Source organism: Mycolicibacterium aichiense (genome assembly GCF_010726245.1).
GTDB classification, from domain to species: domain Bacteria; phylum Actinomycetota; class Actinomycetes; order Mycobacteriales; family Mycobacteriaceae; genus Mycobacterium; species Mycobacterium aichiense.
The window spans coordinates 1297655-1323142 of record NZ_AP022561.1 but is presented as its reverse complement, the minus strand read 5'-3'; the positions used below and the strand labels follow the sequence as shown (position 1 = coordinate 1323142).

Annotated in this window: 20 protein-coding genes; 11 read left to right on the top strand and 9 right to left on the bottom strand. The window is 67.4% G+C overall.

The window, feature by feature from the left end; genetic code table 11:
- The first annotated feature begins 150 nt into the window (after positions 1-150).
- Entirely contained in the window at positions 151-1167 is a 1017-nt protein-coding gene (locus G6N32_RS06370) for a DNA topoisomerase IB (protein WP_115316721.1), read from the top strand.
- Here G6N32_RS06370 and G6N32_RS06365 read toward each other — a convergent pair.
- Positions 1142-2266, bottom strand: coding sequence for a glycosyltransferase (locus tag G6N32_RS06365; RefSeq protein WP_115316722.1), 1125 nt, complete (start codon positions 2264-2266; stop codon positions 1142-1144). The two genes, G6N32_RS06370 and G6N32_RS06365, sit on opposite strands and share 26 nt — an antisense overlap.
- A 153-nt stretch (positions 2267-2419) precedes the next feature.
- A complete protein-coding gene (locus tag G6N32_RS06360) occupies positions 2420-3925 on the bottom strand; it encodes an FAD-dependent oxidoreductase (RefSeq protein WP_115316723.1) in 1506 nt (501 codons plus the stop codon).
- A gap of 65 nt (positions 3926-3990) precedes the next feature.
- On the opposite strand from G6N32_RS06360, the gene G6N32_RS06355 reads away from it, so the two are divergent.
- Both G6N32_RS06355 and G6N32_RS06350 read left to right on the top strand, forming a co-directional pair.
- Positions 3991-4203: a hypothetical protein gene (locus G6N32_RS06355; RefSeq protein ID WP_115316724.1), complete on the top strand. Its 213-nt coding sequence runs from the start codon at positions 3991-3993 to the stop codon at positions 4201-4203.
- Between the two features lie 80 nt (positions 4204-4283).
- Positions 4284-4466, top strand: a complete 183-nt coding sequence (locus tag G6N32_RS06350; RefSeq protein WP_109751034.1) for a Rho termination factor N-terminal domain-containing protein — start codon at positions 4284-4286, stop codon at positions 4464-4466.
- Between the two features lie 58 nt (positions 4467-4524).
- Here the strand turns inward: G6N32_RS06350 and G6N32_RS06345 are convergent, their stop codons facing one another.
- The 3 genes from G6N32_RS06345 to G6N32_RS06335 are packed head-to-tail and all read right to left on the bottom strand — an operon-like array spanning position 4525 to position 7065.
- Entirely contained in the window at positions 4525-5199 is a 675-nt protein-coding gene (locus G6N32_RS06345) for a sensor domain-containing protein (protein WP_115316725.1), read from the bottom strand.
- A 12-nt stretch (positions 5200-5211) separates the two neighbouring features.
- Complete coding sequence (lat, locus tag G6N32_RS06340) at positions 5212-6543, bottom strand: L-lysine 6-transaminase (protein ID WP_115316726.1); 1332 nt, start codon at positions 6541-6543, stop codon at positions 5212-5214.
- A gap of 48 nt (positions 6544-6591) precedes the next feature.
- The gene (locus G6N32_RS06335) at positions 6592-7065 is read right to left on the bottom strand and encodes an Lrp/AsnC family transcriptional regulator (RefSeq protein WP_115316727.1); all 474 of its coding nucleotides are present in this window, start codon (positions 7063-7065) and stop codon (positions 6592-6594) included.
- Between the two features lie 30 nt (positions 7066-7095).
- Between G6N32_RS06335 and hglS the strand changes: the two genes are divergently transcribed.
- Both hglS and amaB read left to right on the top strand, forming a co-directional pair.
- On the top strand, positions 7096-8334 hold the full coding sequence (hglS, locus tag G6N32_RS06330) for a 2-oxoadipate dioxygenase/decarboxylase (protein ID WP_115316728.1): 1239 nt from the start codon (positions 7096-7098) through the stop codon (positions 8332-8334).
- Positions 8331-9881, top strand: coding sequence for an L-piperidine-6-carboxylate dehydrogenase (amaB, locus tag G6N32_RS06325; RefSeq protein ID WP_115316729.1), 1551 nt, complete (start codon positions 8331-8333; stop codon positions 9879-9881). Before hglS ends, amaB begins: the two co-directional genes overlap by 4 nt.
- On the opposite strand, the gene G6N32_RS06320 is transcribed toward amaB, so the two are convergent.
- Positions 9878-10324 (bottom strand): ester cyclase, encoded by a 447-nt coding sequence (locus tag G6N32_RS06320; protein ID WP_115316730.1) that lies wholly within the window; start codon positions 10322-10324, stop codon positions 9878-9880. The two genes, amaB and G6N32_RS06320, sit on opposite strands and share 4 nt — an antisense overlap.
- Before the next feature lie 51 nt (positions 10325-10375).
- On the opposite strand from G6N32_RS06320, the gene G6N32_RS06315 reads away from it, so the two are divergent.
- Positions 10376-11026 carry a TetR/AcrR family transcriptional regulator gene (locus tag G6N32_RS06315; protein ID WP_115316731.1) on the top strand — a complete coding sequence of 217 codons (651 nt, stop codon included), beginning with the start codon at positions 10376-10378 and terminating at the stop codon, positions 11024-11026.
- A 1-nt stretch (position 11027) separates the two neighbouring features.
- Here the strand turns inward: G6N32_RS06315 and G6N32_RS06310 are convergent, their stop codons facing one another.
- Positions 11028-12128 (bottom strand): epoxide hydrolase family protein, encoded by a 1101-nt coding sequence (locus G6N32_RS06310; protein ID WP_115316732.1) that lies wholly within the window; start codon positions 12126-12128, stop codon positions 11028-11030.
- Positions 12129-12198: 70 nt separating this feature from the next.
- Here G6N32_RS06310 and G6N32_RS06305 point away from each other — a divergent pair, with 70 nt between their 5' ends.
- The 5 genes from G6N32_RS06305 to G6N32_RS06285 all read left to right on the top strand — a co-directional run bounded on the left by G6N32_RS06305 (position 12199) and on the right by G6N32_RS06285 (position 19137).
- A complete protein-coding gene (locus tag G6N32_RS06305) occupies positions 12199-12414 on the top strand; it encodes a ferredoxin (RefSeq protein WP_115316733.1) in 216 nt (71 codons plus the stop codon).
- Complete coding sequence (locus tag G6N32_RS06300; RefSeq protein ID WP_115316734.1) at positions 12411-13811, top strand: NAD(P)/FAD-dependent oxidoreductase; 1401 nt, start codon at positions 12411-12413, stop codon at positions 13809-13811. The genes G6N32_RS06305 and G6N32_RS06300 overlap by 4 nt, the downstream gene beginning before the upstream one ends.
- 10 nt (positions 13812-13821) lie before the next feature.
- Complete coding sequence (locus G6N32_RS06295) at positions 13822-15084, top strand: cytochrome P450 (protein WP_115316735.1); 1263 nt, start codon at positions 13822-13824, stop codon at positions 15082-15084.
- Between the two features lie 19 nt (positions 15085-15103).
- Positions 15104-17707 carry a helix-turn-helix transcriptional regulator gene (locus G6N32_RS06290; RefSeq protein WP_115318789.1) on the top strand — a complete coding sequence of 868 codons (2604 nt, stop codon included), beginning with the start codon at positions 15104-15106 and terminating at the stop codon, positions 17705-17707.
- Between the two features lie 146 nt (positions 17708-17853).
- Positions 17854-19137 (top strand): acyltransferase domain-containing protein, encoded by a 1284-nt coding sequence (locus tag G6N32_RS06285; RefSeq protein WP_115316736.1) that lies wholly within the window; start codon positions 17854-17856, stop codon positions 19135-19137.
- Here G6N32_RS06285 and G6N32_RS06280 read toward each other — a convergent pair.
- Entirely contained in the window at positions 19134-22295 is a 3162-nt protein-coding gene (locus G6N32_RS06280; RefSeq protein ID WP_115316737.1) for an ATP-binding protein, read from the bottom strand. The genes G6N32_RS06285 and G6N32_RS06280 overlap by 4 nt on opposite strands.
- Positions 22295-25450 carry an adenylate/guanylate cyclase domain-containing protein gene (locus G6N32_RS06275; RefSeq protein ID WP_115316738.1) on the bottom strand — a complete coding sequence of 1052 codons (3156 nt, stop codon included), beginning with the start codon at positions 25448-25450 and terminating at the stop codon, positions 22295-22297. The genes G6N32_RS06280 and G6N32_RS06275 overlap by 1 nt, the downstream gene beginning before the upstream one ends.
- Between the last annotated feature and the right edge of the window lie 38 nt (positions 25451-25488).

Genomic DNA, 25488 nt, shown 5'->3' with positions numbered 1-25488 from the left:
TGTGATGACCGAGTCGGCCGGGTAATAGGTGCGCATGAGGCCGGAAGCGAGCGCAGCACAACCCAGGAAGTCGTCGTCATGGTGGCTCCCTCGTACCCATCCGGCACCCCGGTTCAAACCTGTGCGCCGCAAATTCTGGTTCGTCACGCGATGAGACTTCGGCGCAGCTCCGTCGACGGACCGGGTCTTCGTCGTGTTCGCCGGGGCAAGGGTTTCTCCTACTACACACCCGACGGCGAATTGCTGACCGACGAGAAGACCGTGCAGCGGATCAGGGATCTGGTGATACCGCCGGCCTGGCGCAAGGTGTGGATCTCACCCCATCCCAGCGGCCACATCCAGGCCGTCGGCACCGATGCGGCAGGCCGACGCCAGTACCTCTACCACCAGAAGTGGCAGGAGGAGCGCAGCGAGGAGAAGTTCGATCGGGTACTGCAGATGTCGTCCGGACTGCCCGAGTTTCGTTCGCGGATCGCCGAGGATCTGCACGGCGAGGGCCTTTCGAAAGACCGGGTGCTGGCGCTGGCTCTGCACCTGCTCGACCGCGGGTATTTCCGGGCCGGCGGCGAGGCCTACGCCGAGGAGAACAACTCCTATGGCATCGCCACGCTGTTGTGCGAGCACGTGACGGTCACGGGCGACGCGGTGGTGTTCGACTATCCGGCCAAGAGCGGGGTTCAGCGAAACTGGACCATCGAGGACCCCGATGTGGTGGGCGTCGTCCGCGAGTTGCGCCGCTGCAGCCCCAGCGGCCGGCTCCTGGTGTGCCAGACCGACTCCGGCTGGGTGGACATCCATTCCGATGACCTCAACGCGAAGTTCAAGGAACACCTCGGCGAGGACCACAGCGTCAAGGACCTGCGGACCTGGCACGGGACCGTCCTGGCCGCAGCGGCTTTCGTCGATGCGGACCCGCCGGTCAACAAGACGGTCCGCAAACGCGTGGAGGCCGCGGTGATGCGAGAGGTGTCCGAGGAGCTCGGCAACACCCCCGCCGTTGCCCGCAGCTCCTACGTCGACCCGCGCGTGGTCACCGCCTACGAGAACGGAACGACGATCGCCGCCGCGGCGCGCCGGGCCCGCAAGGAGCGCAACGCCGACCGCGGACAAGCCATCCTCGAGAAGGCCACCGCCAGGATGATCAGGCGGGCTGCCAAGCGTCGCTGACGGCGCAGAGCAGCCGGCCGTACACCCGTGCGGTGTCGGCTGCGACCCGGTCCCAGGTGAAGCGCGCGCACGCCCGGTCCCGCCCCGCCAGGCCGAGGCTGCGGCGCAGGAACGAATCCCGAAGGATCGCATTCACCGCGTCGGCGCACTCCCGGGGCCGTCGCGGCGTCACGTGCCGCCCGGTGACGTCGTGCACGACGGCGTCCAGCATCCCTCCGACCGCGGACGCCACCACGGGCACACCACACGCCATCGCCTCCAGCGCGACCAGACCGAACGGCTCGTACCACGGCGTGCAGGTCACCACATCGGCCGACCGCAGCAGCGCAGGCATATCGCAATGCGCAACCGGGCCAACGAATCTCACCCTGTCAGACACGCCCCGGTCGGCCGCCAGCGCGCGCAACCGCCGATACTCCTCCGCGGAACCCATCTGTTCGTCGTCGCAACTCCCGACCACGACGTACTCTGCGTCCGGAATACCCGGTAGGGCCTCGATCATGGTACTGAATCCGTTGTGCGGCAGCATCTTTCCGACGGCAACGATGCGCCGGCGCTCGTCGCGATCGGCGACGAGCCCCTCCGTGGAGAACGCATCGATGTCCACCCCGCACGGCACCATGGACATTTTCCCGCGCGGCCGGCCCAGCCGCATCAGATCGACGAGTTCGTCCGCGCAGGTGGCGACGACCCAGTCGGCTTGTCGGGCCAGTAGCCGTTCCACCTTCGACCGGGCATCGAGCGCGGTGCCGCGCATATCGTGCCCGTTTTCGGTGATCGCGAGCGAACGGAACGTCTGCACGGTCGGCACTCCGTGGGCGCGCGCGGCCAATTGAGCGTTCAGTCCCGATGTCCAGAAGATCGCATGCGCCACATCCGGCCGGTCGGCGGCCCACTGCGCATCCAGGTATTCCGCACGCTCTGCGGGGCCGGCTGCGACGTCCACCACCGCGTAGCCCCCGGGTGCGATTTCTCGTCCGGGGCTGCCGGCCTCCGGACGCGAGGTATAGACCGTCACGTCGTGGCCGGCTCGCACCATCGCCGCCGACAGTCCCGCGACGTGGACGCCGTGCTGCTCGCAGACCATTGCGACTTTCATGAGCTTCTCCCATTCCCGATCGGGAGTCGGGCTGTCCGTTCCCGCTGTACCGGGACAGGGCAAGTGAGGCCGACACAGCGCGGCTGCACGTCGCTGCAACCACTTCGCGGACATACCCGGGCAGGGACCCGTCAAACGTTGAGCCGCAATCGGTTAGCGCGGCAGGTCGCGCGTGGCCGGCCCCTCCAGCACTGTCCCGTCCGGTCCGAATCGCGAACCGTGCAACGGGCAGTCCCACGACTTCTCCGCGTCGTTCCACGACAGCACACCGCCGAGATGGGTGCACACAGGCGAAACGCACCTCTCGTCTCCGCCGACCACGCTGCGGGCCACCATGTTCCACGGCGGTCCACTAACCGAACCGGCCCCCTCGCGTAGCGGGGCATTTCGGCGGGCGATCGGTGTCACCCACCCGGCCGCCATGTGCCAGCCGACCTCCAGATTGTTCTTCAGCGCCGTGGTGAGACCGGTGAGTTCGTGCGGGCTCCAGCTGGCGAAGGCCGGGGCCCAGCGAGCCTGGTCGCCACCGAGAAGACGCTTGGCCAGCAGCAGCGCGGCAGCCACCCCGTTTGTCATCCCCCACTTCGCGAAACCCGTCGCCACCAGAAAGCGATCGGCGCCCGGAAGCAGCGGCCCGACATAGGGAAGCTCGTCGACGGGGACGTAATCCTGGGCCGACCAGTAGTGGGTGGGGTGCGCACCGGGAAAGTGTCGCCGAGTCCAGCCGACGAGTTCGTCATAGGACGTGCGCGCGCTGTCCTTGCGCCCGACGGTGTGGCCGCCGCCCCCGACGATCAAGCGCTCGCCACCGGCACTGGGGGCGTAGCGCACCGAACGGGTGGGCTGGTCGACCGACAGCATCATCGGGCGCGGAACCGACCCGGGTACGTCGAAGGCCACGCAGTAGGAGCGGCTCGGGTGCAGCCGGGCGAAGAAGCCACCGCGATCCAAGATGGGTGTGCCGGTTGCCAGCACACAGTGGTCGGCGTGCGCGGTCTGCTCACGGCCCTGCGCACTGCGCAGCTTCAGGCTGACCCGGCCGTCCGACGTGTACGCCGCGTAGACCCGCTGACCGGTCATCAGCCGACCGCCGCGCTCATGCAATTCGGTGATCAGCGCGCCTAGGAAAGGCATCGGGTCGAACTGGATCTGTTCGGCCAGCCGGACGCCGCCGCGGAACTCGAACGGGACGTCGAGCTGGTCGACCCAACTCACGCCGAGACCCGCGGCCTCGGCAGCCTCGAATTCCGCACGGGCGCTGGGTAGTCCGCGCTCGAACTGCGCGTAGCTGTACGCATCTTCGTATTGCAGATCGATTCCGCGCTCTGTGCAGTACTGAGCCAGCCAGGCTTGACCTTCCCGGTTGCCCTCGACATACTGCCGGACCAGGTCCATCGAGTGTCGTTGCGAGATCGTCGAGAGCCGGGTTCCCTGCAACAGACTGACTTTGGCGGTGGTGTTGCCGGTGGCGACCGCGCCCGCCGTCCGAGCCTCCACCACCAGCACCCGCTTACCCGCCCGGGCCAGCAGGACCGCCACCACCAACCCGGTAATGCCGGCCCCTACCACGATGACCTCAGCGTTCGGAGCGTCTTTTGTTGCGCCACCGTCAATTTGGGGTTCGTGCCCGCCGGCGCCGTCGAGCCACAGGGAAGTCATCACAAGCCGATACCCGCAGTTGGCTGGCCGAAACAGCAGGGGCCCAAAGGGGTAAATTGTTCCGAATGATCGAGCACGACCCGATACCTGACGATGTCCCTGTTCCCGACGCCATCGAGCAAATCCGGCCGGTGACAGAGTCCGCCGATCTGGAGAGTCTCGATGGCGACGAGCGTGTGCCGGTCGAGGACGGCGCCCCGCCTCTGGAGAGCAACGAATTGGATTGGCAGGAACAACGCGAGGTCGTCGAGGATCCGGACCCGGACGAGATCCGCTAGTCAGGGCAATGTTTGGCCCAGCGGGGGCTCTGGGTACAGGTTTGACCGGGGAACAGCAACCTCAGCAAAGGGGGTAGGAGATGTCGAGCGCCTCTGCGGCGAGATCGGATGTCGACGATATCCGTTTTTTCCGGCCCAGTCGGTCCTGCGCCTATGAAGGCTGGACCGTTGCCGAGCTCAAGAAAAGGGCCAAGCAACTTGGGATCTCGGGCTATTCGGGCTTGAGCAAGGAAAAACTGATCTCGCTCATCCGCAGTTATTGACGCGAACTTCGATAAAGGTCCAGCCAGGCGGCTGGGCCTTTTTCGTCAGCCGTGCGGCTCAGTGGCCCGACAGCTCCCACACGCTCGCCGACATCCGGTCGGTCATCGTGGTCACCGCAACCTGGCCACCGTCGTCACCCTGACACGCCATCGCCTGGACGATCGCGTTGTTGCGCAGTCGCGCCTCCGCGTAGCACGTCCAGTCGAACGGGATGCCGATCTGTTGCTTGCTCCAGCGCACGGTGTCGGCATTGATGTCGGGCACAGTGAACTTCCACGCGGCATCTCCGCCGCTGCTCAGCGCGCGCTGACCGTCGCACGCCTTCGCGTTCTTGGTTCCGGTGGCGAACTGCGCCGCCGCCGCGGCCGCGTCGGCATAGATCGCGACCGCCTCGGCGACGACATGGTCGTGCTTGTCGCCATCGGTGAACAACATCACATGCATTCCCAGCGAGTTGTCGCCGAGGAACGCGGCCATCCCGGCCGCGTCGAGCGCCGAACACGCGGGGACGGCCGAGGATCCCGGAATGGGCCGGGTCTGGTCGGCATCGGTCTGCAGTTTGACGCCGATGATGTCGTACAGCTGCGCCGGTCCGATGAGCACCTGGTCCGTGTCACCGGCACGCAGCGGCGTGATGCCCTGGGCGGGGTTGGACACCGCGCTGCCCGCAACGGTCTGCGCGCACCCGGCGAGCAGCACCGCCGCCACGCCGAAAATTGCAGCCAGCCGCATAGTTCGCCAATGCTAGACCGCCGCGCGCAATACCTCTCTGAGGGCGGCCAGCGCGCGGTCGATCTCGGCGCGTGACACCGTCAGTGCCGGGCGGAACCGGACACTGTCTGCGCCGCTGCCGAGCATGATCACACCGCGCGTCCAGAGTGCGGCCAGCACGGCATCTCGGCGCTCGGGAGTGGGAAGACTGAACGCGCACATCAATCCGCGCCCGCGCACCTCGCCGACCTCCGGCAGCTGCCTGGCGAGATCCTCGAGCCCGGCAAGCAGATAGGCACCCATGTCGGCGGCCCGCGCGAACAGACCGTCGGCTTCGATGACTTCCAGAATCCGCCGCGAACGGACCATGTCGACGAGGTTGCCGCCCCACGTCGAGTTGATCCGGGAACTGACGGTGAAGACGTTGTCGGCGACGTCGTCGACTCGTCTACCGGCCATGATCCCGCACACCTGGGTCTTCTTGCCGAACGCGACGACGTCCGGGGTGAAGCCGAGTTGCTGATAGGCCCACGCTGTGCCGGTGATCCCACATCCGGTCTGCACTTCGTCGGCGATCATCAGCGCGTCGTAGGTGTCGCACATGCTGCGCATCGCGGCCAGGAACTGCGGCCGGAAGTGCCGGTCGCCGCCCTCGCCCTGGATCGGCTCGACGATGAAGCAGGCGATGTCATGCGGATGCGCCTCAAAGGCCGCGCGGGCCTGTCGCAGCGACTCCGCCTCCACGGCATCCATGTCGGCACCGGGACGCACGTACGGGGCGTCGATGCGCGGCCAGTCGAACTTGGGGAACCGCGCCACCTTGATCGGATCGGTGTTGGTCAGCGACAGGGTGTAGCCGCTGCGACCGTGAAAGGCGCGCCGCAGGTGCAGGACTCGGGTGCCGAGCGCGGGATCGATCCCCCGCGCCTCGTTGTGCCGGCTCTTCCAGTCGAACGCCACCTTCAGCGCGTTCTCCACCGCCAGTGCCCCGCCGTCGACGAAGAACAGGTGCGGCAGGGCGGGATCACCCAGCACGCGGGAGAACGTGTCGACGAAGCGCGCCATCGGGACGGTGTACACGTCGGAGTTGGACGGCTTGTTGATCGCGGCCCGCGCCAACTCGGCGCGAAACGCCGCGTCGTCGGCCAGTGCAGGGTGATTCATACCCAGCGCCGACGACGCGAAGAACGTGAACATGTCGAGGTACTCGCTGCCATCGCGCGCATCGACGAGCCACGAGCCAGACGACCGGTCCAAATCCAGCACCAGGTCCAGACCGTCGGCCAGGATGCTGCGGGCCAGAACCGTACGGACATTTCCAGGGTCGACGACATCGAGGTCATCGCGCGACAAGAGTTCCGTCATGAAGCGATACTAACGCAATTTTTACGGCTCACACGCCCAGGACAGTAACTATTTCGGCAGTGAGACCCGATGACTGTAAAATGTGTTTAAAATGACGGTGCTTCGGGTGCGTACGTTCGCGGCGGTACGGATCTGTTGCAGCAGGACCTCCAGCGCGGGCGGCGACGCGACGCGCACGAACAGGACATAGCTCTCCTCGCCGGCCACCGAATAGCACGCCTCGATTTCGGCGATGTGTTCCAGCCGCGCGGGGGCATCATCGGGTTGGGAAGGATCGAGAGGGGTGATCGCCACGAACGCCGACAGCATGGGGCCGAACGCGTCGGGATTCACCCGGGCGCTGTACCCGGTGACCACCCCGCGGGACTCCAGCCGACGCACCCGCGACTGGACCGCCGACACCGACAGGCCGGTGGCCGCGGCCAGCTCGGCCAGCGTTGCCCTGCCGTCGGCGACGAGCTCGCGAACCAGCGTGCGGTCCACCTCGTCGAGACCGTGTGCCGCGTCCGCGCTCTCCGCCATGGCGGCACACTATCCCAAGGGCGGTGTTTGGTGAGTCATGTCGAAATCTGGCAGCTGCGAGCACGCTTCGCCGCGGCACTGTCGGCGATGTACGGCGCCGAAGTCCCTGCCTACACAACGCTGGTCGAGGTCAGCGAGGCCGTCAACCGTGATTACGCCGCCCGGCATCCGCACGCCCAGCGGCTCGGATCCATCGAGCGCGTCACCGCCGAACGCCACGGCGCGATCCGCGTCGGCACCCCGGCCGAATTGACCGACGTCGCAGACCTTTTCGGGGCATTTGGGATGTATCCGGTGGGCTACTACGACCTGCGCGAGGCGGCATCACCCGTGCCGGTGGTGTCCACGGCATTTCGCCCGCTGGACGCGTGCGAGCTGGCGCGCAACCCGTTTCGGGTGTTCACCTCCATGTTGGCGACCCGCGACGGCAGATTCTTCGGCGCCGACCTGCGCCGCCGCGTCGACGAATTCCTGGACCGGCGCCAATTGTTCGATCCGCAACTGATCGCCGATGCCCGCCGCATCGCGGCCGCAGGCGGCTGCCCGGAGGGTGCGGCCGAGGATTTCGTGGCGCGTGCGGTGGCGGCGTTCGCGCTGTCGCGCGAGCCGGTCGACCGGGGCTGGTACGCCGAACTCACCGCCGTCTCGGCCGTCGCCGCCGACATCGCCGGGGTGCCCACCACCCACATCAATCATCTGACGCCGCGGGTGCTCGACATCGACGACCTGTACCGCCGGATGAGCGAGCGCGGGATCGCGATGATTGACGCCATTCAGGGACCGCCCCACTGGGAAGGTCCTCCAGTACTGTTGCGGCAGACATCATTTCGCGCGCTGGCCGAGCCGCGCCGGTTCCGTGAATCCGACGGCACCGTTACCGAAGGCACGCTGCGGGTGCGATTCGGTGAGGTGGAGGCCCGCGGTGTGGCGCTGACCCGCAAGGGCCGCGAACGGTACGACGCCGCGATGGCCAACACGGATCCGGCCGCGGTGTGGGGTGACTACTTCCCCAATTCCGACGACGAGATGGCCTCCGCGGGCCTGGCCTACTACCACCGCGGGGACCCCGAAGCGCCGGTGGTCTACGAGGACTTCCTGCCGGCCTCAGCCGCCGGGATCTTCCGGTCCAATCTCGACGCCGATACCGAAGCCGCCGCGGTGGCAGACGAATCCGGTTACGACCTCGACTGGATGGCCGGCACGATCGGCCGCCCCATCCACGACCCCTACGACCTGTACGACGCGACCGCCCAGGAGGCCCCCGCATGAGCACCACCACCGCCACATCGCTGCCCACCGCCGAGGAATTGCGCGCATCCGTGCGCGCCGCCCTCGACACCATCGGCGCAGAGGTGGATCTCGCCGAGCCAGGTGGACCCGGCATGCCTGCGAGCACACCGGTGACCGGCGAGGTCTTGTTCACTCATCCCGAGACCACACCCCAGCAGACCCAGACTGCGATCGCCGAAGCGGCGCAAGCATTTACGTCGTGGCGCACCACGCCTGCCCCGGTCCGCGGTCAGCTGGTCGCGCGGCTCGGCGAGCTGTTGCGCGAGCACAAGGCGGACGTGGCCACCCTGGTGACCGTCGAGGCGGGAAAGATCACCTCCGAAGCCCTCGGCGAGGTCCAGGAGATGATCGATATCTGCGACTTCGCCGTAGGGCTGTCCCGTCAGCTGTACGGGCGGACCATCGCTTCCGAACGCCCGGGGCACCGGCTGATGGAGAACTGGCATCCGCTCGGCGTGGTCGGGGTGATCACCGCGTTCAACTTCCCGGTGGCGGTGTGGGCGTGGAACACCGCGGTGGCGCTGGTGTGCGGCGACACCGTGGTGTGGAAGCCTTCCGAGCTCACCCCGTTGACAGCGATCGCCTGCCAGGCGCTCCTCGAGCGCGCCGCCACCGATGTCGGAGCGCCGGCCCATCTGAGCCGGCTGGTGCTCGGTGGCCGCGAGGTCGGCGAGGCACTGGTCGACGACCCCCGGGTGGCACTGGTCTCGGCGACCGGTTCGGTGCGGATGGGCAGGCAGGTCGGTCCGCGGGTCGCCGAACGCTTCGGCCGGGTGCTGTTGGAGCTCGGCGGCAACAACGCTGCCGTCGTAACCCCTTCCGCAGAACTGGATTTGGCCGTGCGGGGCATCGTGTTCTCCGCGGCCGGCACCGCCGGACAACGGTGCACGACGTTGCGCAGGCTCATCGCGCACACCTCGGTGGCCGACACCCTCGTCGAGCGGATCACGGCGGCCTATCGCAGCCTCCCGATCGGAGACCCGGCGGCCGAGGGGACGCTTGTCGGCCCGCTGATCCATGAGACCGCCTACCGGGACATGGTCCGCGCGCTGGAGCAGGCACGCACCGACGGCGGCGAGGTCATCGGCGGTGAGCGGGTGCACGTCGGCGGTGAGGCGACGGAGGCGTTCTACGTCACGCCTGCGGTGGTGCGGATGCCCGCCCAGACCGAGATCGTGCACAACGAGACGTTCGCGCCGATCCTCTACGTGCTGACCTACGACACCCTCGATGAGGCGATCGAGCTCAACAACGCTGTTCCGCAGGGACTCTCGTCGGCCATCTTCACCACCGACGTACGCGAGGCCGAACGTTTCCTGGCCGCCGACGGTTCGGACTGCGGGATCGCCAACGTGAACATCGGAACCTCGGGCGCCGAGATCGGCGGGGCGTTCGGCGGCGAGAAGCAGACCGGCGGCGGTCGCGAGTCGGGATCGGATTCGTGGAAGGCCTACATGCGCCGCGCCACCAACACCGTCAACTACTCCTCGGAGCTACCCCTGGCCCAGGGCGTGCACTTCGGCTAGCCGGCCAGCAGGCTGAGCAGCTCGCTGCGGCCGATCTGGTTGACCAGGGTGGCGGCGTCGAAGTAGATCCGTTCGTTGGTGATGCGGTCGCCGTCGAAGGAGAACACCGCGATCACCGGCACCCGGAAGGCCTTGCCCGTCGGCGGCAGCCCGTAGAACTCACCGAGATTCGTTCCCAGCAGGTCGAACTCGACGATCACGCCGTCGTCGGTGACGTGGAAGCTGGCGTTCTCGTGGCGCTGGTCGGGGAACGCGGTGCGCGTCGTGCGGTAGTAGGTCATCACTTCGTCGTCGCCGTCGAAGACCTGTTTGGTCGGGACGATCTCGTAGCGCGGGTGTCCGTTGAAGGTTGCCAGGGTGCGGTCGAATTCCTTGGTCACCTCTGTGTCCATGTGTTCTCTGATGACGTCGAGCCGACGCCGACGCATATCGTCGCTGATCATCGTGGTTCCTCCGGGCGGCTGGGGCTGTTGTACTTGTGTCAGTATGTCCGCATGCCGGAATCACCCGCCCGCCGCCGTCTGTCCCCCGAGGACCGGCGCAGCGAACTGCTCGCATTGGGCGCCGAGGTGTTCGGCCAGCGTCCGTACGACGAGGTCCGCATCGACGAGATAGCCGAGCGTGCCGGAGTCTCGCGCGCACTGATGTACCACTACTTTCCCGACAAACGCGCGTTCTTCGCCGCGGTGGTGCGGGCCGAGACGGAGCGACTGTTCGAGGCCACCAACACCCTGGCCGCCCAGGGTGAGACCCTCTTCGAGCGGTTGCGGGCCGGCGTCGTGGCCTACATCCGCTACGACGAGCAGCATCCGCACGGTGCGTGGGCGGCCTACATCGGGATGGGACGCACCGACCCGGTCCTGCGCGGTATCGACGACACCGACAACGAGCGGCAGATGCAACGGATCATGGCCGCGATCACCGACGTGGTCCAGGGCGATCTGGACTCCAAGGTCGAGCGTGACCTGCGGGCGATCGTCTATGCGTGGCTGGCGTTCACCTTCGAACTGTGCCGCCAGCGTGTCCTCGATCCGTCGATCGACGCCGACCATCTCGCGGATTCCGGCGCCCACGCACTGCTCGACGCGATCGTGCGGGTACCGGGCATCCCGGCGACGCTGGCCGAGGCGGCCGACCGCCGCTGAGTCAGCGCACTCCTGCGAAGAACGCCCGCACATCGTCGACGAAAAGCTCGGGTTGCTCGAAGGCGCCGAAGTGCCCGCCGCGCGGCATGTCGGTCCAGCGGGTGATGTTGTAGGTGTTCTCACACCAGCTGCGCGGGGGTCGCATGATCTCCTTCGGGAACCGCGCGATCCCGGTGGGCACCTCGACTCTGCCCTGCGCACCGAAGGACCGGAAGCTCTCCCAATACAGCCGGGCGGACGACGCCGCGGCGTTGTTCACCCAGTACAGCGTCACGTTGTCCAGGATCTCGTCTCTGGTGAGTGCGTTCTCGGGATGCCCGTCGCAGTCCGTCCACGCCCAGAACTTCTCGACGATCCACGCCAGCTGCCCGACGGGCGAATCCGCCAACCCGTAGCCGAGCGTCTGCGGGCGGGTGGACTGCTGCTTGGAGTAGCCGGAATCCCACTTCGCGTAATACTCCCCCGCCGCCAGTGCGTCCTTCTCCTCGTCGGTGGGGTTGGTCAGCGCACCGCTCGGGAAGGCCATCGGCATGTTGGTGTGGATGGCAATGCAGTTTCCGCCGTTGCGGCCGATCTGCGTGGTCACCGCCGCACCCCAGTCGCCGCCCTGCGCGACATAGCTCTGATAGCCCAACGTCGCCATCAACGCGTCCCACGTCGTGGCGATCTTCTCGATACCCCAGCCGGTCGTGGTCGGCTTGCCCGAAAACCCGTAGCCCGGCAGGGACGGGCACACGACATGGAAGTCCTCGGTCAGCGGTTCGATCACCTTGGTGAATTCGACCACTGAGCCGGGCCAGCCGTGCGTGATGATCAGCGGCAGCGCATCGGGATTCGACGACCGCTGATGAATGAAATGAAGGTCCAGCCCGTCGATTTCGGTGATGTACTGGTCGAACCGGTTGAGCGCGGCCTCCCGCCGGCGCCAGTCGTAGTCGTGGGCCCAGTAGTCGGCCAGCTCGCGGGTGTAGGCCAGCGGAATGCCCTGGCTCCAGTCGTCGACGCATTCCTGCTCGGGCCAGCGTGTGCGCTTCAGCCGGTCCCGCAGGTCCGCCACGACGTCGTCGGATACCGCGATCCGAAAGGGCCGGACGTCGGTCACAGGGCGGTCCTCCTATCGGTTGGCGCAATATTAACCAGCAGGTGCCCGCGCCGGTCTAGTGTCTGCGCTCATGCGGTTGGTGGTCGATCTCAACAAGTGCCAGGGCTACGCGCAGTGTGTGCCGCTGGCGCCTGAGGTTCTCGAGCTGGTCGGGGAAGAGGCCTTGACCTACGACCCCAACCCGGACGATTCGCAACGTCAGCGGGTGTTGCGGGCGGCGGCGTCCTGCCCGGTTCAGGCGATCATCCTCGAAGTGGATCCGCCCGCCGATCGCGAGACGCCATGATCGGTACCTACAACCTGGACGAGGTGGTCGCGAAGTTCCGGGCCGAGGGCCGCATCGCGATCGTGGGTGCTTCGCTGGCGGGACTGCGTGCGGCAGAGGCGTTGCGGGAGAGAGGGTTCAACGGTTCGCTGACCATCATCGGTGACGAACCGCACGAACCCTACGATCGGCCGCCGCTGTCGAAACAGGTACTCAAGGGCTGGGTTCCGGCCGACCACACCAAGCTCCCGCGACTGCGCCGGGTGGATGCCGACTGGAAGCTGGGCGTCGCGGCGGTCGGCCTGGACCGGCCCAACCACGTGGTCACACTGGCCAACGGCGAGGACGTCGGCTACGACCGGCTGCTGATCGCTACCGGAACCCGGGCGCGCCCCTGGCCCAACCCCGCCGAGGGCGCCCTGCGGGGGGTCTTCACCGTGCGCACCGTAGAGGACGCCGCCGGTCTGGCCGCTGCCTTGAAGGACCGCCCCAAGCGGGTTCTGATCGTCGGCTCGGGATTCGTCGGATCCGAAATCGCCTCGGTCTGCCGTGATCTCGGCCTACCCGTCACGGTGGCCGAGCGGGGCAAGGGCCCGTTGCGGGGTGCGCTGGGCGGAGTCATCAGCGACATCGCCGCCGGCATGATGCGCGACGCCGGCGTCGACCTGCGCACCGGCGTCGCGGTGGAAGGCCTGTCCGGCGACAGCACCGGACACGTTCGGCAAGCGCACTTTTCCGACGGCGCGGTTCTCGACGTCGACGTCGTGGTGGCCTCGCTCGGCTCCATCCGCAACGTGGAGTGGCTCGACGGAGCGGGCCTGGCCGCCGGTCAGTGGGGGCTGGCGTGCGACGCCGGGTGCCGGGCCTTCGACATCAACGGTGTGGTGACCGACCACATCTTCGTCGCCGGCGACGTCGCACGCGCACCGCACGTGCTCTACGGCTACGAGTTCCTGTCCCAGGAGCATTGGGACAACGCCGTCTACGGCGCGGAAGTTGCCGCCAACAACATGATTCACCTCGAGGTCGGCCGCAGGCCGCACCTGCCGCTGCCCTCGTTCTGGTCGGGCCAGTTCGGGGTGAACATCAAGAGCGTCGGGGTGTGCTCGTTCGGCGACGAGATCGTGTTCACCCAGGGTTCGCCGTCGGAGCGCCGATTCGCGGCCGCGTACGGCAAGCGTGGCCGGATCGTCGGCGCGGTCACCTTCAATCACGGCAAGTGGTTGCCGTATTACGCCTCGTTGATCGAGAAGTCCGCACCGTTCCCTCCCCCGCCGCCCGGCTACGACCGGCCGGTGGATGCCGAACCGATGCCGGCCCGCTTCCCTGATCCGCGTGAGCCCGCGGGCAATCCCGATGTGGTGCTGACCGGACATGACCCCACCGAACGAAGCGCCCAGTTCCGTCCGCGGGCATAAGGAGACCGTCATGGATGCCGCAACCGCCTGGGCCGAGGCGATGAAGTTCGAGAACCGCGCCAACCCGTACCCGTACTTCGAGGAATTGCGCCAGAATCCCGTGGCCAAGGTGTCGGAGAAGACGTACGTGGTGACCGGCTATGCCGAAGCCGTTGCGCTGGCCCATGATCCGCGGGTCAGCTCCGACATCGGCCGCAGCCCGTCGGGTCTGTTCGGCGAGAAGCAGGCCCACCTCGAGCCGCAGGAGGCCGCGCAGACGCGCGACTCCAGCATGCTGGTTGCCGACCCACCGGAGCACGACAGGATGCGCAGGCAGTTCATGCGCCATTTCGGTCCCCCGCACACCCCGGATCTGATCCCGGGCATGGAGGCGATGGTCGCCGATCTGGCCAACGAACTGCTGGACAAGGTGAAGGCACGTGGCGGCACCCGGATGGACGTCGTCGACGACTTCTCCTACCCGATCCCGGTGTCGGTGATCTTCCGGGTGCTGGGCGTCCCGATGGCCGACGAACCCAAATTCCACGGGTGGGTCACCGATTTCATGCAGGGTGCCGACGTCGGGCCGGAGCGCGACACCCCGGAGGGCCGGGCGGCGACGGCGAAAGCCGCGACGAGCATGGCCGAGCTGAACTCCTACGTCCACGATCTGGTCGAGCGTCTGTCCCGCGAACCGGCGCCGGGACTGTTGTCGGCCGCCCTGCACGACGACGGTCCGGACGGCCCGGTGTCCACAGCCGAAGCGGAATCCAACGCTCAGCTGCTTCTGGTCGCGGGCCACGACTCCACCGTCAACACCATCAGCAACTGCGTGATGACCGTGCTGCGCAATCAAGGCTCATGGGAACTGGTACGCAACAACCCCGAGCTGATCCCGGGCACCGTCGAAGAGGTGCAACGCCTTCAGGGGGCTGTGCAGTTCTTCCCGAGCCGCTGGGCCACCGCCGACATCGAAATCGGCGGAACGCGAATACCGGCCGGCTCTGCGGTGTTCCTGGTCTGGGCGGCCGCCAACCGCGATCCGCGCCGCTTCGCCCACCCGGACCGGTTCGATCCGACGCGGAAGGACAACGAGCACCTCGGCTTCGGCAGCGGTATCCACACGTGTTTCGGCGGACCGCTGGCGCGGCTGGAGATCAACGTCGCTCTGGAGATCTTCCTCAGGCGGGTGCGATCACCGCGGCTGGTCGTCGACCCGCCGCCGTACCGGCGAAACCAAGTGTTCCGCGGGCCACGGCATCTATGGGTGGATTTCGCGTCGATCGACGATTGACGCCGTTAGGCTTGTGGGCGTGCGCTTGTCGTGGCCGTTGATAGGCCGCACCGGGCAGATGCGATCCATCGGGTCAGCGATCGCGGCGCCGGACGTGGCGGGCGTTGTCGTGTCCGGCGCGGCGGGAGTCGGTAAAAGCAGGATCGCCCGGGAGGCGCTGATCGCCGCTGAGGCGCAGGGCTGCCAGGGCCGGTGGGTGGTGGGCGCCTCCTCGGCCCGGTCCATTCCGCTGGGTGCGTTCGCCGCCTGGACCCGCCATGGCGCCTCTGAGACTGTTCAGCTGGTCCGCGGAGTGATCGAGTCACTGACTGCCACAACGTCGCCCGCGCGTGTGATCGTCGCCGTGGATGACGCGCAGCTGCTCGATGATCTGTCGATCTTCGTCCTGCATCAGCTCGTGCAACGCAGCGCCGCGAAAGTCATCCTGACCGTTCGCGATGACGAATCGATTCCGGCTGCACTGCAGGAGATTTCGGCAGCCGCCCGATTCGACCGGATCGCGGTTACGCCGTTGTCGCTCGATACCACGATCGCCCTGCTTACGGCCGCCCTGAAGGCACCCGTGGAACACTCTTGCGCACAACGGATCTGGCAGCTCACGCACGGCAATCCGCTGTACCTGCGCAACATCGTCGAGCAGGAGGTTGCCGACGGGCGGCTCGCGCGGCACCATGACACATGGGTGTGGGCAGGCGATCCCGTCCTGCCGCCCGACCTGGTCGGCTTGGTCGAATCCCGGATCGGCACATTGCCCGGCGCGGTCGGTGACGTGATCGACGTCCTGGCCGTCGCCGAGCCGATGGAATTGCCCGTCCTGGAGCGCATCGCGGACCTGGCGGCGATCGAGGAGGCCGAGACCCGCGGTCTGATCTCGTTGGAGTCGACCGGAAGCAGTGTGCACGCGCGGGTGGCCCATCCGATCTACGGCGAAGTGCGCCGCCGCCGGGCATCGGTGGCCCGGTTGCGGCGATTGCGCGGACTGGTGGCTGCCGAACTGGCACGCTCCGACGACGCCAACGATGTCCGGGTGGTGGTCAAGCGGGCCACCTTGAGCATCGAATCCGACCTCGCACCCGACACCGACCTTCTGGTGCGCGCCGCCAACGGTGCCGTCTGGCTGGCGGACCTGTCGCTGGCCGATCGGCTTGCGACGGCAGCGGTCGCCGCCGGCGCGGGCCCCGAACCGAACTTCGTCCGCGCGCACGCACTGTCATGGCTGTCGCGGGGTACCGAAGCCGACGATGTGCTGACCGCGATGTCAGCCGGCGATCTGACCGACGTCGACCGGGCCAAACTCGCATTCCATCGGGCCAGCAACATGATGTGGGTTCTCGGCGATCCGGCGCGGGCGATCGAGATCGTCGAGCAGCAGTCCGCCGTCGAATCCGCGGAGGCACGCACCTACCTCGATGCGTTCCGCGTCGTGCATCGGTTCGCCACCGATGACCCACAGTCGGCGCGAGAGGCCGCGCACCCACTCGTCCTCGGTGATCTGCCGCCGGTTGTCGGCGCCGAGATCGCCTGGGCTTTGACGGTGGTGTCCGGCGAGGCCGGCCAGGCCACCGACGCCGAGGCCCACGCCGAGGCGGGATATCAGGCCGCGACCCGCCGATTCGACGCACCGCAGATGCGCTTCAACATCGCGGACGCCCATCTGACGGCGCTCCTGCTTGCCGGCCGGATCGCCGATGCCGGCGAGGTCGCGCAGGGCGTGGGCAGCCAGGCCGCCGATCTGCCGGGAGAGGCTCAGCTACTCGGAGCGGCAGTCGCCGGACGGGCCGCGCTGGGTGCCGGAGACATCGACCTCGCCTGCCGACTGCTGGGACAGGCCGCGCTGGGCTTGTCGGCCGCCGGCCATGGCATGGGCTGGGGATACCGCTACAACGTCGTGCGTGTCACCGCGCTCGCGTTGCTGGACGACATCGACGAGGCGGTCACGGTGCTAGCCGCACTCGACACCGTCAGGCGCCCCTTCCGATCACTGGACTACGAGGTGAGCCTGGCCCGCGCCTGGGTGTCCGCAAACCAGGGTGCCGTCAGCGAGGCGATTGCCGTAGCCTCCGCTGCGGCCGAAAGAGCCTGCGCGAAAGGCCAGTTCGGCGCCGAAGTGCTGTGTTGGCAGACAGTCGCCCAGTTCGGCGACCGCACCGGCGCGGCGCGGTTGAACGAACTCGCGGCGATCGTCGACGGTCCCCGGGCCGCCGCGGCCGCCCGCTTCGCCACGGCGTTGCACGACGGGGATGCCCATGAGCTCGCCGCGGTCTCAGAGGCCTTCGAGGGCCTTGGCGATCTGGTCGCGGCAGCCGACGCCGCAGCCCATGCCGCGCTGATACACCGTCATCGCGATCAGCGCGGCTCCGCATTGAGTTGTTCGACGCGGGTCGCGACGTTGGCGCAACGATGCGGTGGATTGGTCACCCCTGCTGTCCGGCAGGCATCCCAACGGCTGCCGTTCACCGGGCGCGAACGGGAGATCGTCATGCTGGTCGGACAGCGCATGTCCAACCGCGCGATCGCCGAGCGTCTCAGTCTGTCGGTGCGCACTGTCGAGAGCCACGTCCATCGGGCGATGGCCAAAACGGGGACCAAGACCCGGGACGAACTCGCCGCGCTGCTGCGGTGACCTGATTTGCAGTAGTGCACTACTGCAGCCCCGCGCATCCACCCGGTCGATGATCGTCTCACCGGCTCAACACTGGTCGGCGAGTGACTCCGGCCTGCGGCGGGGACAGGCCGGAGTCACTTCGTCCGTCGGGAAAGGGGAGCGCGATGACTGCCGGCATCACGCCCTGGACGCTGTCCGCGAAGTCGGCGTCGGCGTTGGCGGGCACAGCGGCAGCGCTGCAGCGGGCCCTTCATGAGCACCCGGACACCGACCCGATCGATGTCGCGTACTCGTTGGGCGGCGACTGCGCACCGTTTCGGCACCGCGCGGTCATCGTCGGCGCGGGCCGCGGCGAGCTGCTGGCCGGGTTGCGGGCGATCGCGTCCGGCACGCCGTCTCCCGGTGTGATCACCGGCAGGGCCACCCGCGCAGGACGAACGGCATTCGTGTTTCCGGGGCAGGGATCGCTGTGGGTGGGAATGGCCGGTGAATTGCTGGACACCGCAGGCGCCTTCGCCACGGAGATGCGGCGATGCGACGACACGTTCGCCGAGTTTCTCGACTGGTCGCTGATCGGGACTCTGCGCGGCGAGCCCGGCTCGCCTGACGTGGGCGGCGACGATGTGGCGCAGCCGATCCTGTTCGCGGTGATGGTGTCGCTGGCGGCGCAGTGGCGCGCGCTGGGCGTCGAACCCGACGCGGTCGTCGGGCATTCCCAGGGCGAGATTGCGGCGGCCTACGTGGCGGGCGCCCTGTCGCTGCGAGACGCCGCCCGGGTGCTCTGCGCACAGTGCGAGGCCATCACCGACGTTGTGGGATCAGGCAGCACAGTGTTCATCCCCGAGCCTGTGGACCAGGTGTGTGAGTTGATCGGACCGTGGGACGGTTCCATTGCGATCGCCGAGCGCAACAGCCCGTCCTCCACCGTCGTCGCGGGAAGTGCGGTGGCCATCGCCGACCTGGTTGCCCGCTGCGAGCGTGATCACCTGCCGGTCAAGCGAATCCCCCTCCCCTACGCCTCGCATTCAGTTGACATGGAAGAGCTGCGCGAACGGCTGCGCCAACAGCTCGCCGATGTCCGGCCCAAACCTGCCACGGTCACCTTCATATCGACGGTCACCGGGGCTGCCGCCGGTGCCGCGGTACTCGACGGGGACTATTGGTTTGCAAATCTCCGCCAAACGGTGTTGTTCGAAGATGCGGTGCGCTGGGCGTACGGGCGGGGTCACCGCACCTTCATCGAATGCAGCCCGGAGCGGGCGCTGTCGGCTGATATCGAGGAATCCTTGGATGCCTGCGGTGACGACGCCACCGTGGTGGGCACCCTTCGGCGCGACGACAGCAGCATGCGCCGTTTCCTGATGTCGTTGGCAGAGGCTCACGTTCGCGGCACATCGCCGAATTGGACAAGTGTGCTGGGCGCATGCGCCGGCCGCCCGGAGAGCTAGGTGCTCGCCCAGGCGATGTGCCCCTCGAAGCCCAGTGATTCCGCCGTTGCGCGATAGTCACGCAACAACTCCCGGTATCTACTGTCCTCGTCACGCGCCTTGGCCAACATCGTGCGCAGGCGCAGAACCGTGATGTCAAGAATCGCCGAATCATGCTCGGAGCGGAAGCTATTCAACTCGTCGAGTGCGTCTTGGGCTTCGGCGAGGTCGCTGTCAGCGCCTCGCTCTGCCAGCGCCTCGACCAGAATCCCGACTCCTGCGACGACCCAGCCGAAACTGCTCTGCTCGTACAGGATTGCCAGAGCGGCACGTATCACCGATATTGCCGCATCACGATCTCCGATCCTGGCCCGCTCACGGGCGGCGAACATCTCGGTGACCGGCACCAGCGACGGCACGCGGACCCGCAGCATCGCGAGGGCCTCATCCATCAGTTCCAGGCCTCGACGCCGCTCGGACTCGCTCTCCCGGTACAACAGCGCCACCCCTAGCCCGTACTCCGCGATGGTCACTGCGTTGTCGTTTCCGATGCGCTTGGCGGATTCCACCGCCCGTTGACTTGCTTCGATCGCGCAGTCATCAGCCCGCAGGACCCCGTAGCCGATCTCGACGCCGTACGTCCACGCCAGGACGAAGCCGAGTGTTGCCGGATCGGTTGTCTGCGCCATCGTCGTCGCGTCGCGCAGGTCGTCGCGCCAGCCCTTCTGCCCCTGCCACCACCGCGAAATCCCGCGGAAGGCCAATGCGGCCGACAGCGGTGATGCGAAGCCGAATCCGGTTCCCACAGTCGGATCGTCCGCGGCCAATTCGATGACCCGCTGTGTCCAGCGGGAGATCTTGACGAAATCAGCCTGGTTGAACCACGTGGTGAAGACGGGGAACGACAGGCCGACAATCAGATTCGGATCACCGATGGAGTCCAGCAGATCGATTTGCTCGGATGCTAGGACCGCGGCCTCGCGGGCCCGATTGACGTACAGGTACTCGGTGACCTGACCGGTCATGCCGATGGCGAGGGAGACTCTGTCATCGGCAGCGGTGCACAGCTCCCGAAGTTCGGCGAATCGGCCGCGGCTCTCGGTGATGGCACTGGCGTGAAAATCGCTGGCGCAGAGCATCGTCCGCGGAGCGATCCGTATCGACAAGGTGGCCGCGGCATCGACGGGCAGATCGTCGGCGATGCGTCGTGCCCGCTCCCAGTTCCACCGGGCCGCAGAGATGTCGCGACTCGCCGACCAGGTACCGGCCCGCATGTGCCAGGCGTAGGCCGCGTGAAGATCGCCCGCGGCATAAAGGTGCTCGGCAATGAGCGCTGCGTTCTCGTCGGCCAGATCGGGGGCAGACTGCTCCAGTGCGGCCGCAAGCCGCCGATGCCACAGAGCCCGATCGGATTTCAGCTGAGACTCGTAGGCGACCGCATGAATCAGCGGGTGGCGGAACGCATACTCCGGGGTCGGCGTGAACCGGACTTGATCGATCAGTTCGACGTGAAGCAACTCATCGGTCGTCGCGTCACTGTCGAGCGCGGCAAGCAGTTCGGCGCCGAAGTGCGCGCCGATCACCGCGGCGGCGTGCAGGGTTCGCTTCGCGGGTTCGCTGAGCCGGTCGATGCGCGCACTGATCGCGGCCTGAACCGTCACCGGAACGCTGACTTCGGTGACATCCGTCCGGCAGGTGAAACGTCCGTGGGAACCGGTCAGCACCCCGCGCTGCGCCAGCTCACGGACCATCTCCTCGGCGAAGAACGGGTTGCCTGCCGCTCGATCCCCGATCACCCCGACCAGCTCCTGCACCGACGGATCTGCACCCAGCAACTCGGTCAGCAGGGTCGCTGTGTCCGAGTCGCACAACGGACCCAGCGAAACCGTTTGTGCCGACGCCATTCCCGCCAAGGAGCCGCAATACTCGGGACGGAAGGTGATCAGCACCATGGCGGGTGTTCGGGGAACCACGGCGAGGAAGTCGGCCAGCATCGACTCGCTGATCGCATCCATCCAGTGAGCGTCTTCGATGATCAGCAGCGCAGGCTGGACCCGTGCCAGTGACACCGTGTTGACCAATGCGGTCAGCCGCCGCCGACGTGCATCCGGATCGATTCGAGGCAACGGCACATCGCTGTCAGCCACCCCGAGCAGGTCGTCCATCAGCAGAAGATCCTGCGGATCGGCTCCGGGGATCAGGCTGCGTAACCGTTGCCGGGCAGAGTCGGGGTCCACTCCAGCAACGCCGGTCACCGCACGCAACAGCCGGCTCACCGCGTGGAAGGGTATTTCGGCGGTGTGCGAGCCGCACAACGTCCAGGCCACCTCGATTCCACGGTCTGCCGCCATCGCGGCGGTCTCCCGGGCAACCCGGGACTTACCGATCCCCGGCGGCCCCACCAGCCGCACCACACCACCGCGACCGCCGACGGCGCGCTCTGCAATGGCGTCCAGAACGGCCATCTCCCACCGCCGGCCCACCAAACCCGCTTCGGCACGATCCGCCGGTCGATCACCCAGAAGCACGTTCACCAATCGGTACGCACGAACTGGCTCGTCGGCGCCCTTGATGCAGACCCATTCCGGATCAGCAAGCCTCGCAGCGTTTTCGACAAGTCGCGCCGTCGACTCCGACACCATCACCGCGCCCGCCGGCGCCGCCGACTCCATCCGCTGTGCCATCCCCACCGTCTCACCGGTGGCGCGGTAGCCGAGTGCTCCCGAACCGATCTCGCCCGCGATCACCCGCCCGGAGTTCAGACCCACCCGGACGTCGACGTCGATGCCGTCACGTTGCTTTACCGCTGCCGCGAGCCGGGACATCTCGTCCTGGATGTCGAGGCCGGCCAGGCATGCGCGAAAAGCGTGATCTTCAAGTGCTGTCGGCGCGCCGAAGAGTGCCATGATCCCGTCGCCGTTGTACTCGACCGACCCGCCATACCGGCGCGCCACCGCGGCGGACCGCTCCACCAGGTCGGTCATGACCTCGCGCAACCGCTCCAAATCGAGCGCCGCGGCAAGGCCCATCGACCGCGCGACATCGGCGAACAACACCGTCACCTGCTTGTACTCGGCGGCGTCCCTCGGCCCTGCGGTCGGAGCCCCGCACTGATCACAGAACCTGGCGTCGCCGCGCGGGACGCTGCCGCAGGATCTGCACGCCGTATCCGCCGTCATCAATCGAAATCCAGGGCTCGCGTCATCGCCCGATACCGTTCGGTCAGAACGTGATACGCGGGGTCATCTCCACGACAGCGGGCCAGCAGAGCGCGCAGTCGCAGCTCGGTCATCGTGACCACCGCCGAACCGGTATCCCCCAGCCAGCTGCTGAGGAACTCGATGGCCTGTTGCGCCTCGGCGAGATCGGCCTCGTCGCCGTCGTATGCCAGCGTCTCGACCAGCGCGCGGATACCGAGGACGCCGAAGAACGGCCGGCCCGCCCGGTGCAGATTCGCCACGGCGTCTCGGATCACGGGTAGCACAGCAGCGCGCTCACCCTGCCTGCATCGCTGTGCAGCAGAACAGAAGTCGGCAACCGGAATCAGGAATTCGATGGGCTCCTGCACCCACATGTCGCGAACCCTGGCCATCAGTTCCAGCCCGCGCCGGCGGGCGTCGGCGGACTCGCTGTCGAGCAACGCAACCGCCAGCGTCCACGTGGCGATGCTGAGCGCCGGATTGCTCGACCCCTCGGCGGTCTGGACGGCCTCCTCGATGGTGCGCAACGCCGCATCGTTCGCGCGCAGAACACCGAAGGCGATTTCGAGTCCGAATGTCCAGCCCACCACCATTGCCGAGGTGGTCGGATCACTCTTCTGGGCAATCGTCCACGCCCGCGAGAGATCCTCGCGCCAGCCGGGAAGACCGCGCCACCACGCGGCGACGCCGTGCCATGCCAGCGCGGCGGCCAGCGGTGACCCGAACCCCATGCCTGCGCCGGCGTTCGGGTCATGCTCGGTCAGCTCGATAACCGTCTCCGACCACCGCAGAATCTCGTCGAACTCACCGGCGTCGAACCAGTTGTTGAACGCGATCATTCCCAACGCGATCACGCTGGGATCGCCAAGCGACGCCATCGACTGCATCTGTTCCGACATCAGCCGGGATCCCTCGACGGAGCGGCCCGAATACATCAGCTCGGTGGCCAGTCCGGACATTCCGATCGCCAGCGAAACCTGATCTCCGGCTCGGGCGCACAATGTTCGAAGTTCGTCGATCCGGCCGCGGCTTTCTTCGATGGCTTGCCACCCCGAGGCACAGAGCATCGTTCGGGGAGCGATGCGTGCGGCCAGAACATCGGTGGCATCGTCGGGCAACTCGTCGGCGATACGACAGGCGCGCTCCCAACTGACCCGTGCGGCGGCCACATCCCGGTTGCCCGACGAGGCACCCGCTCGCATGTGCCAGTCGTAGGCGGCCCGCAGATCACCAGCCGAGTAGAGATGCTCGGCGATCTGAGCGGCGTTGTCGTCCAACGACTCCGGTGCTCGTTGGGCAATGGCGGCGGCCAGGCGACGATGTGATTCGGCGCGGTCCGACTTCAACTGTGACTCATAGGCCACCGCCCGAACCAGCGGGTGGCGGAAGGCATACTCGGCAACCGGTGTGAACCGAACCTGTTCGATCAGCTCCGCGTCGATCAGTTCGCCGAATTCCGGGTCGGCTCCGAGCGCTGCGAGCAGGTCCTCGCCGAACCGGTTCCCGACCACCGACGCCGCGGTCACGGTGCGCTTCGCCGATACGCTGAGGCGATCGATGCGCGATTCCAGCGCGGCCTGCACCGTCACCGGAACATCCAGTTCGGCTATGGCGGCGTCGCAGACGTAACTTCCCGGCTCACCGTGCAACGCGCCACGCTGAACCAGTTCGCGCACCATCTCCTCGGCGAAGAACGGATTTCCCTGCGATCTTTCCGCAATGATCGCGGTCACCTCGTCCACCGAGGAGTCCGATCCCAACAACTCCGTCAGCAAGGCGGTGGTATCCGAATCACTCAGGGGCGCAAGCGCTATCGATTGGGCGCCGGACACCCGCGAGAGCTCTCCGCGATACTCCGGCCGGGCGGTGATCAGTACCATCAACGGAGTCCTCGGTACAACGGACAAAAACTCCGACACCATGGATTCGCTGACCACGTCGATCCAATGCGAATCCTCGATGACCACCAACTCGGGCGTCATGCGCGCCAGGGACGCGGTGTTGATCATTGCGGTCAGCCGACGCCGGCGCGCGTCCGGATCGATCACGGGCAATGGCACTTCCGGGTCCGCGATGCCGAGCAATTCGTCGAGCAGCAACAGGTCTTGTGCCCCGGCGGCGGGCAGGCGGTCCCGCAGTCTCGCCCGGGCACAGGAATCGTCGAGGTCCGTCACCCCGATGACGGCACGCAGCAATTGCGTCACGAGATGGAAAGGCACGTCCCGGGCATGCGACTCACAGAAAGTCCACACCACCTCGACGCCGCGTAAGGCGGCCAGCGCCGCGGCTTCGCGAGCCACCCGCGACTTACCGATGCCCGGCGGCCCCATCACACTCACCACACCACCGCGACGCTCGGTCGCGCGGTCCACCATGGCCTCCAGGGCCGCGAGTTCCCAGCGCCGACCCACCAGACTGGCCTCGACCCTGTCCGGCCTGGTGCCCCTGGCGCGGATCGACACGAGCCGAAACCCGCATACCGGGGCATCGAACCCCTTGACCATCACGGGCGCGGCCGCGGCCAGGACCGCCTGGTGTTCGACCAGTCGCGCGGTCGTCTGGGACAGCATCACCTCACCCGGCGGCGCCACCGACTCCATCCGCTGCGCGAAGCCGACCGTCTCTCCGGTCGCGGCGTAGCCCAGCGCGCCGGAACCGAGCATCCCGGCGATCACCCGACCGGAATTCAGTCCGACGCGTACCCGGAGATCGAGCTCGTCGTGCTCGTTCACCACGGCGGCGAGTCGCCGCGCCTCGTCCTGAATGTCCAGCGCGGCCATGCACGCCCGCACCGCGTGATCCTCCAGCGCTGTCGGTGCGCCGAACAGGGCCATGATGCCGTCACCGTTGTACTCCACCGAACCGCCATACCGGCGCGCCACCGCGGCGGACCGCTCCACCAGGTCGGTCATGATGTCGCGCAACCGCTCCAATTCCAGCGCGGCCGCAATGTCCATCGACCGCGCGACATCGGCGAACAACACCGTCACCTGCTTGTATTCGGCATGGTCCGCGGCCGGCGTCAGGCGCTCACCACACGAACTGCAGAACCGGGCCCCCGGCGATGGCTCGGCCCCACAGGACCGACAGACTGCGGTTGCCGACGTCACTGCACCCCCCGAGCGTCGCAGCATCCCCCGATGGCTGCCCCTGCGGCCACCAGTATGGCGCG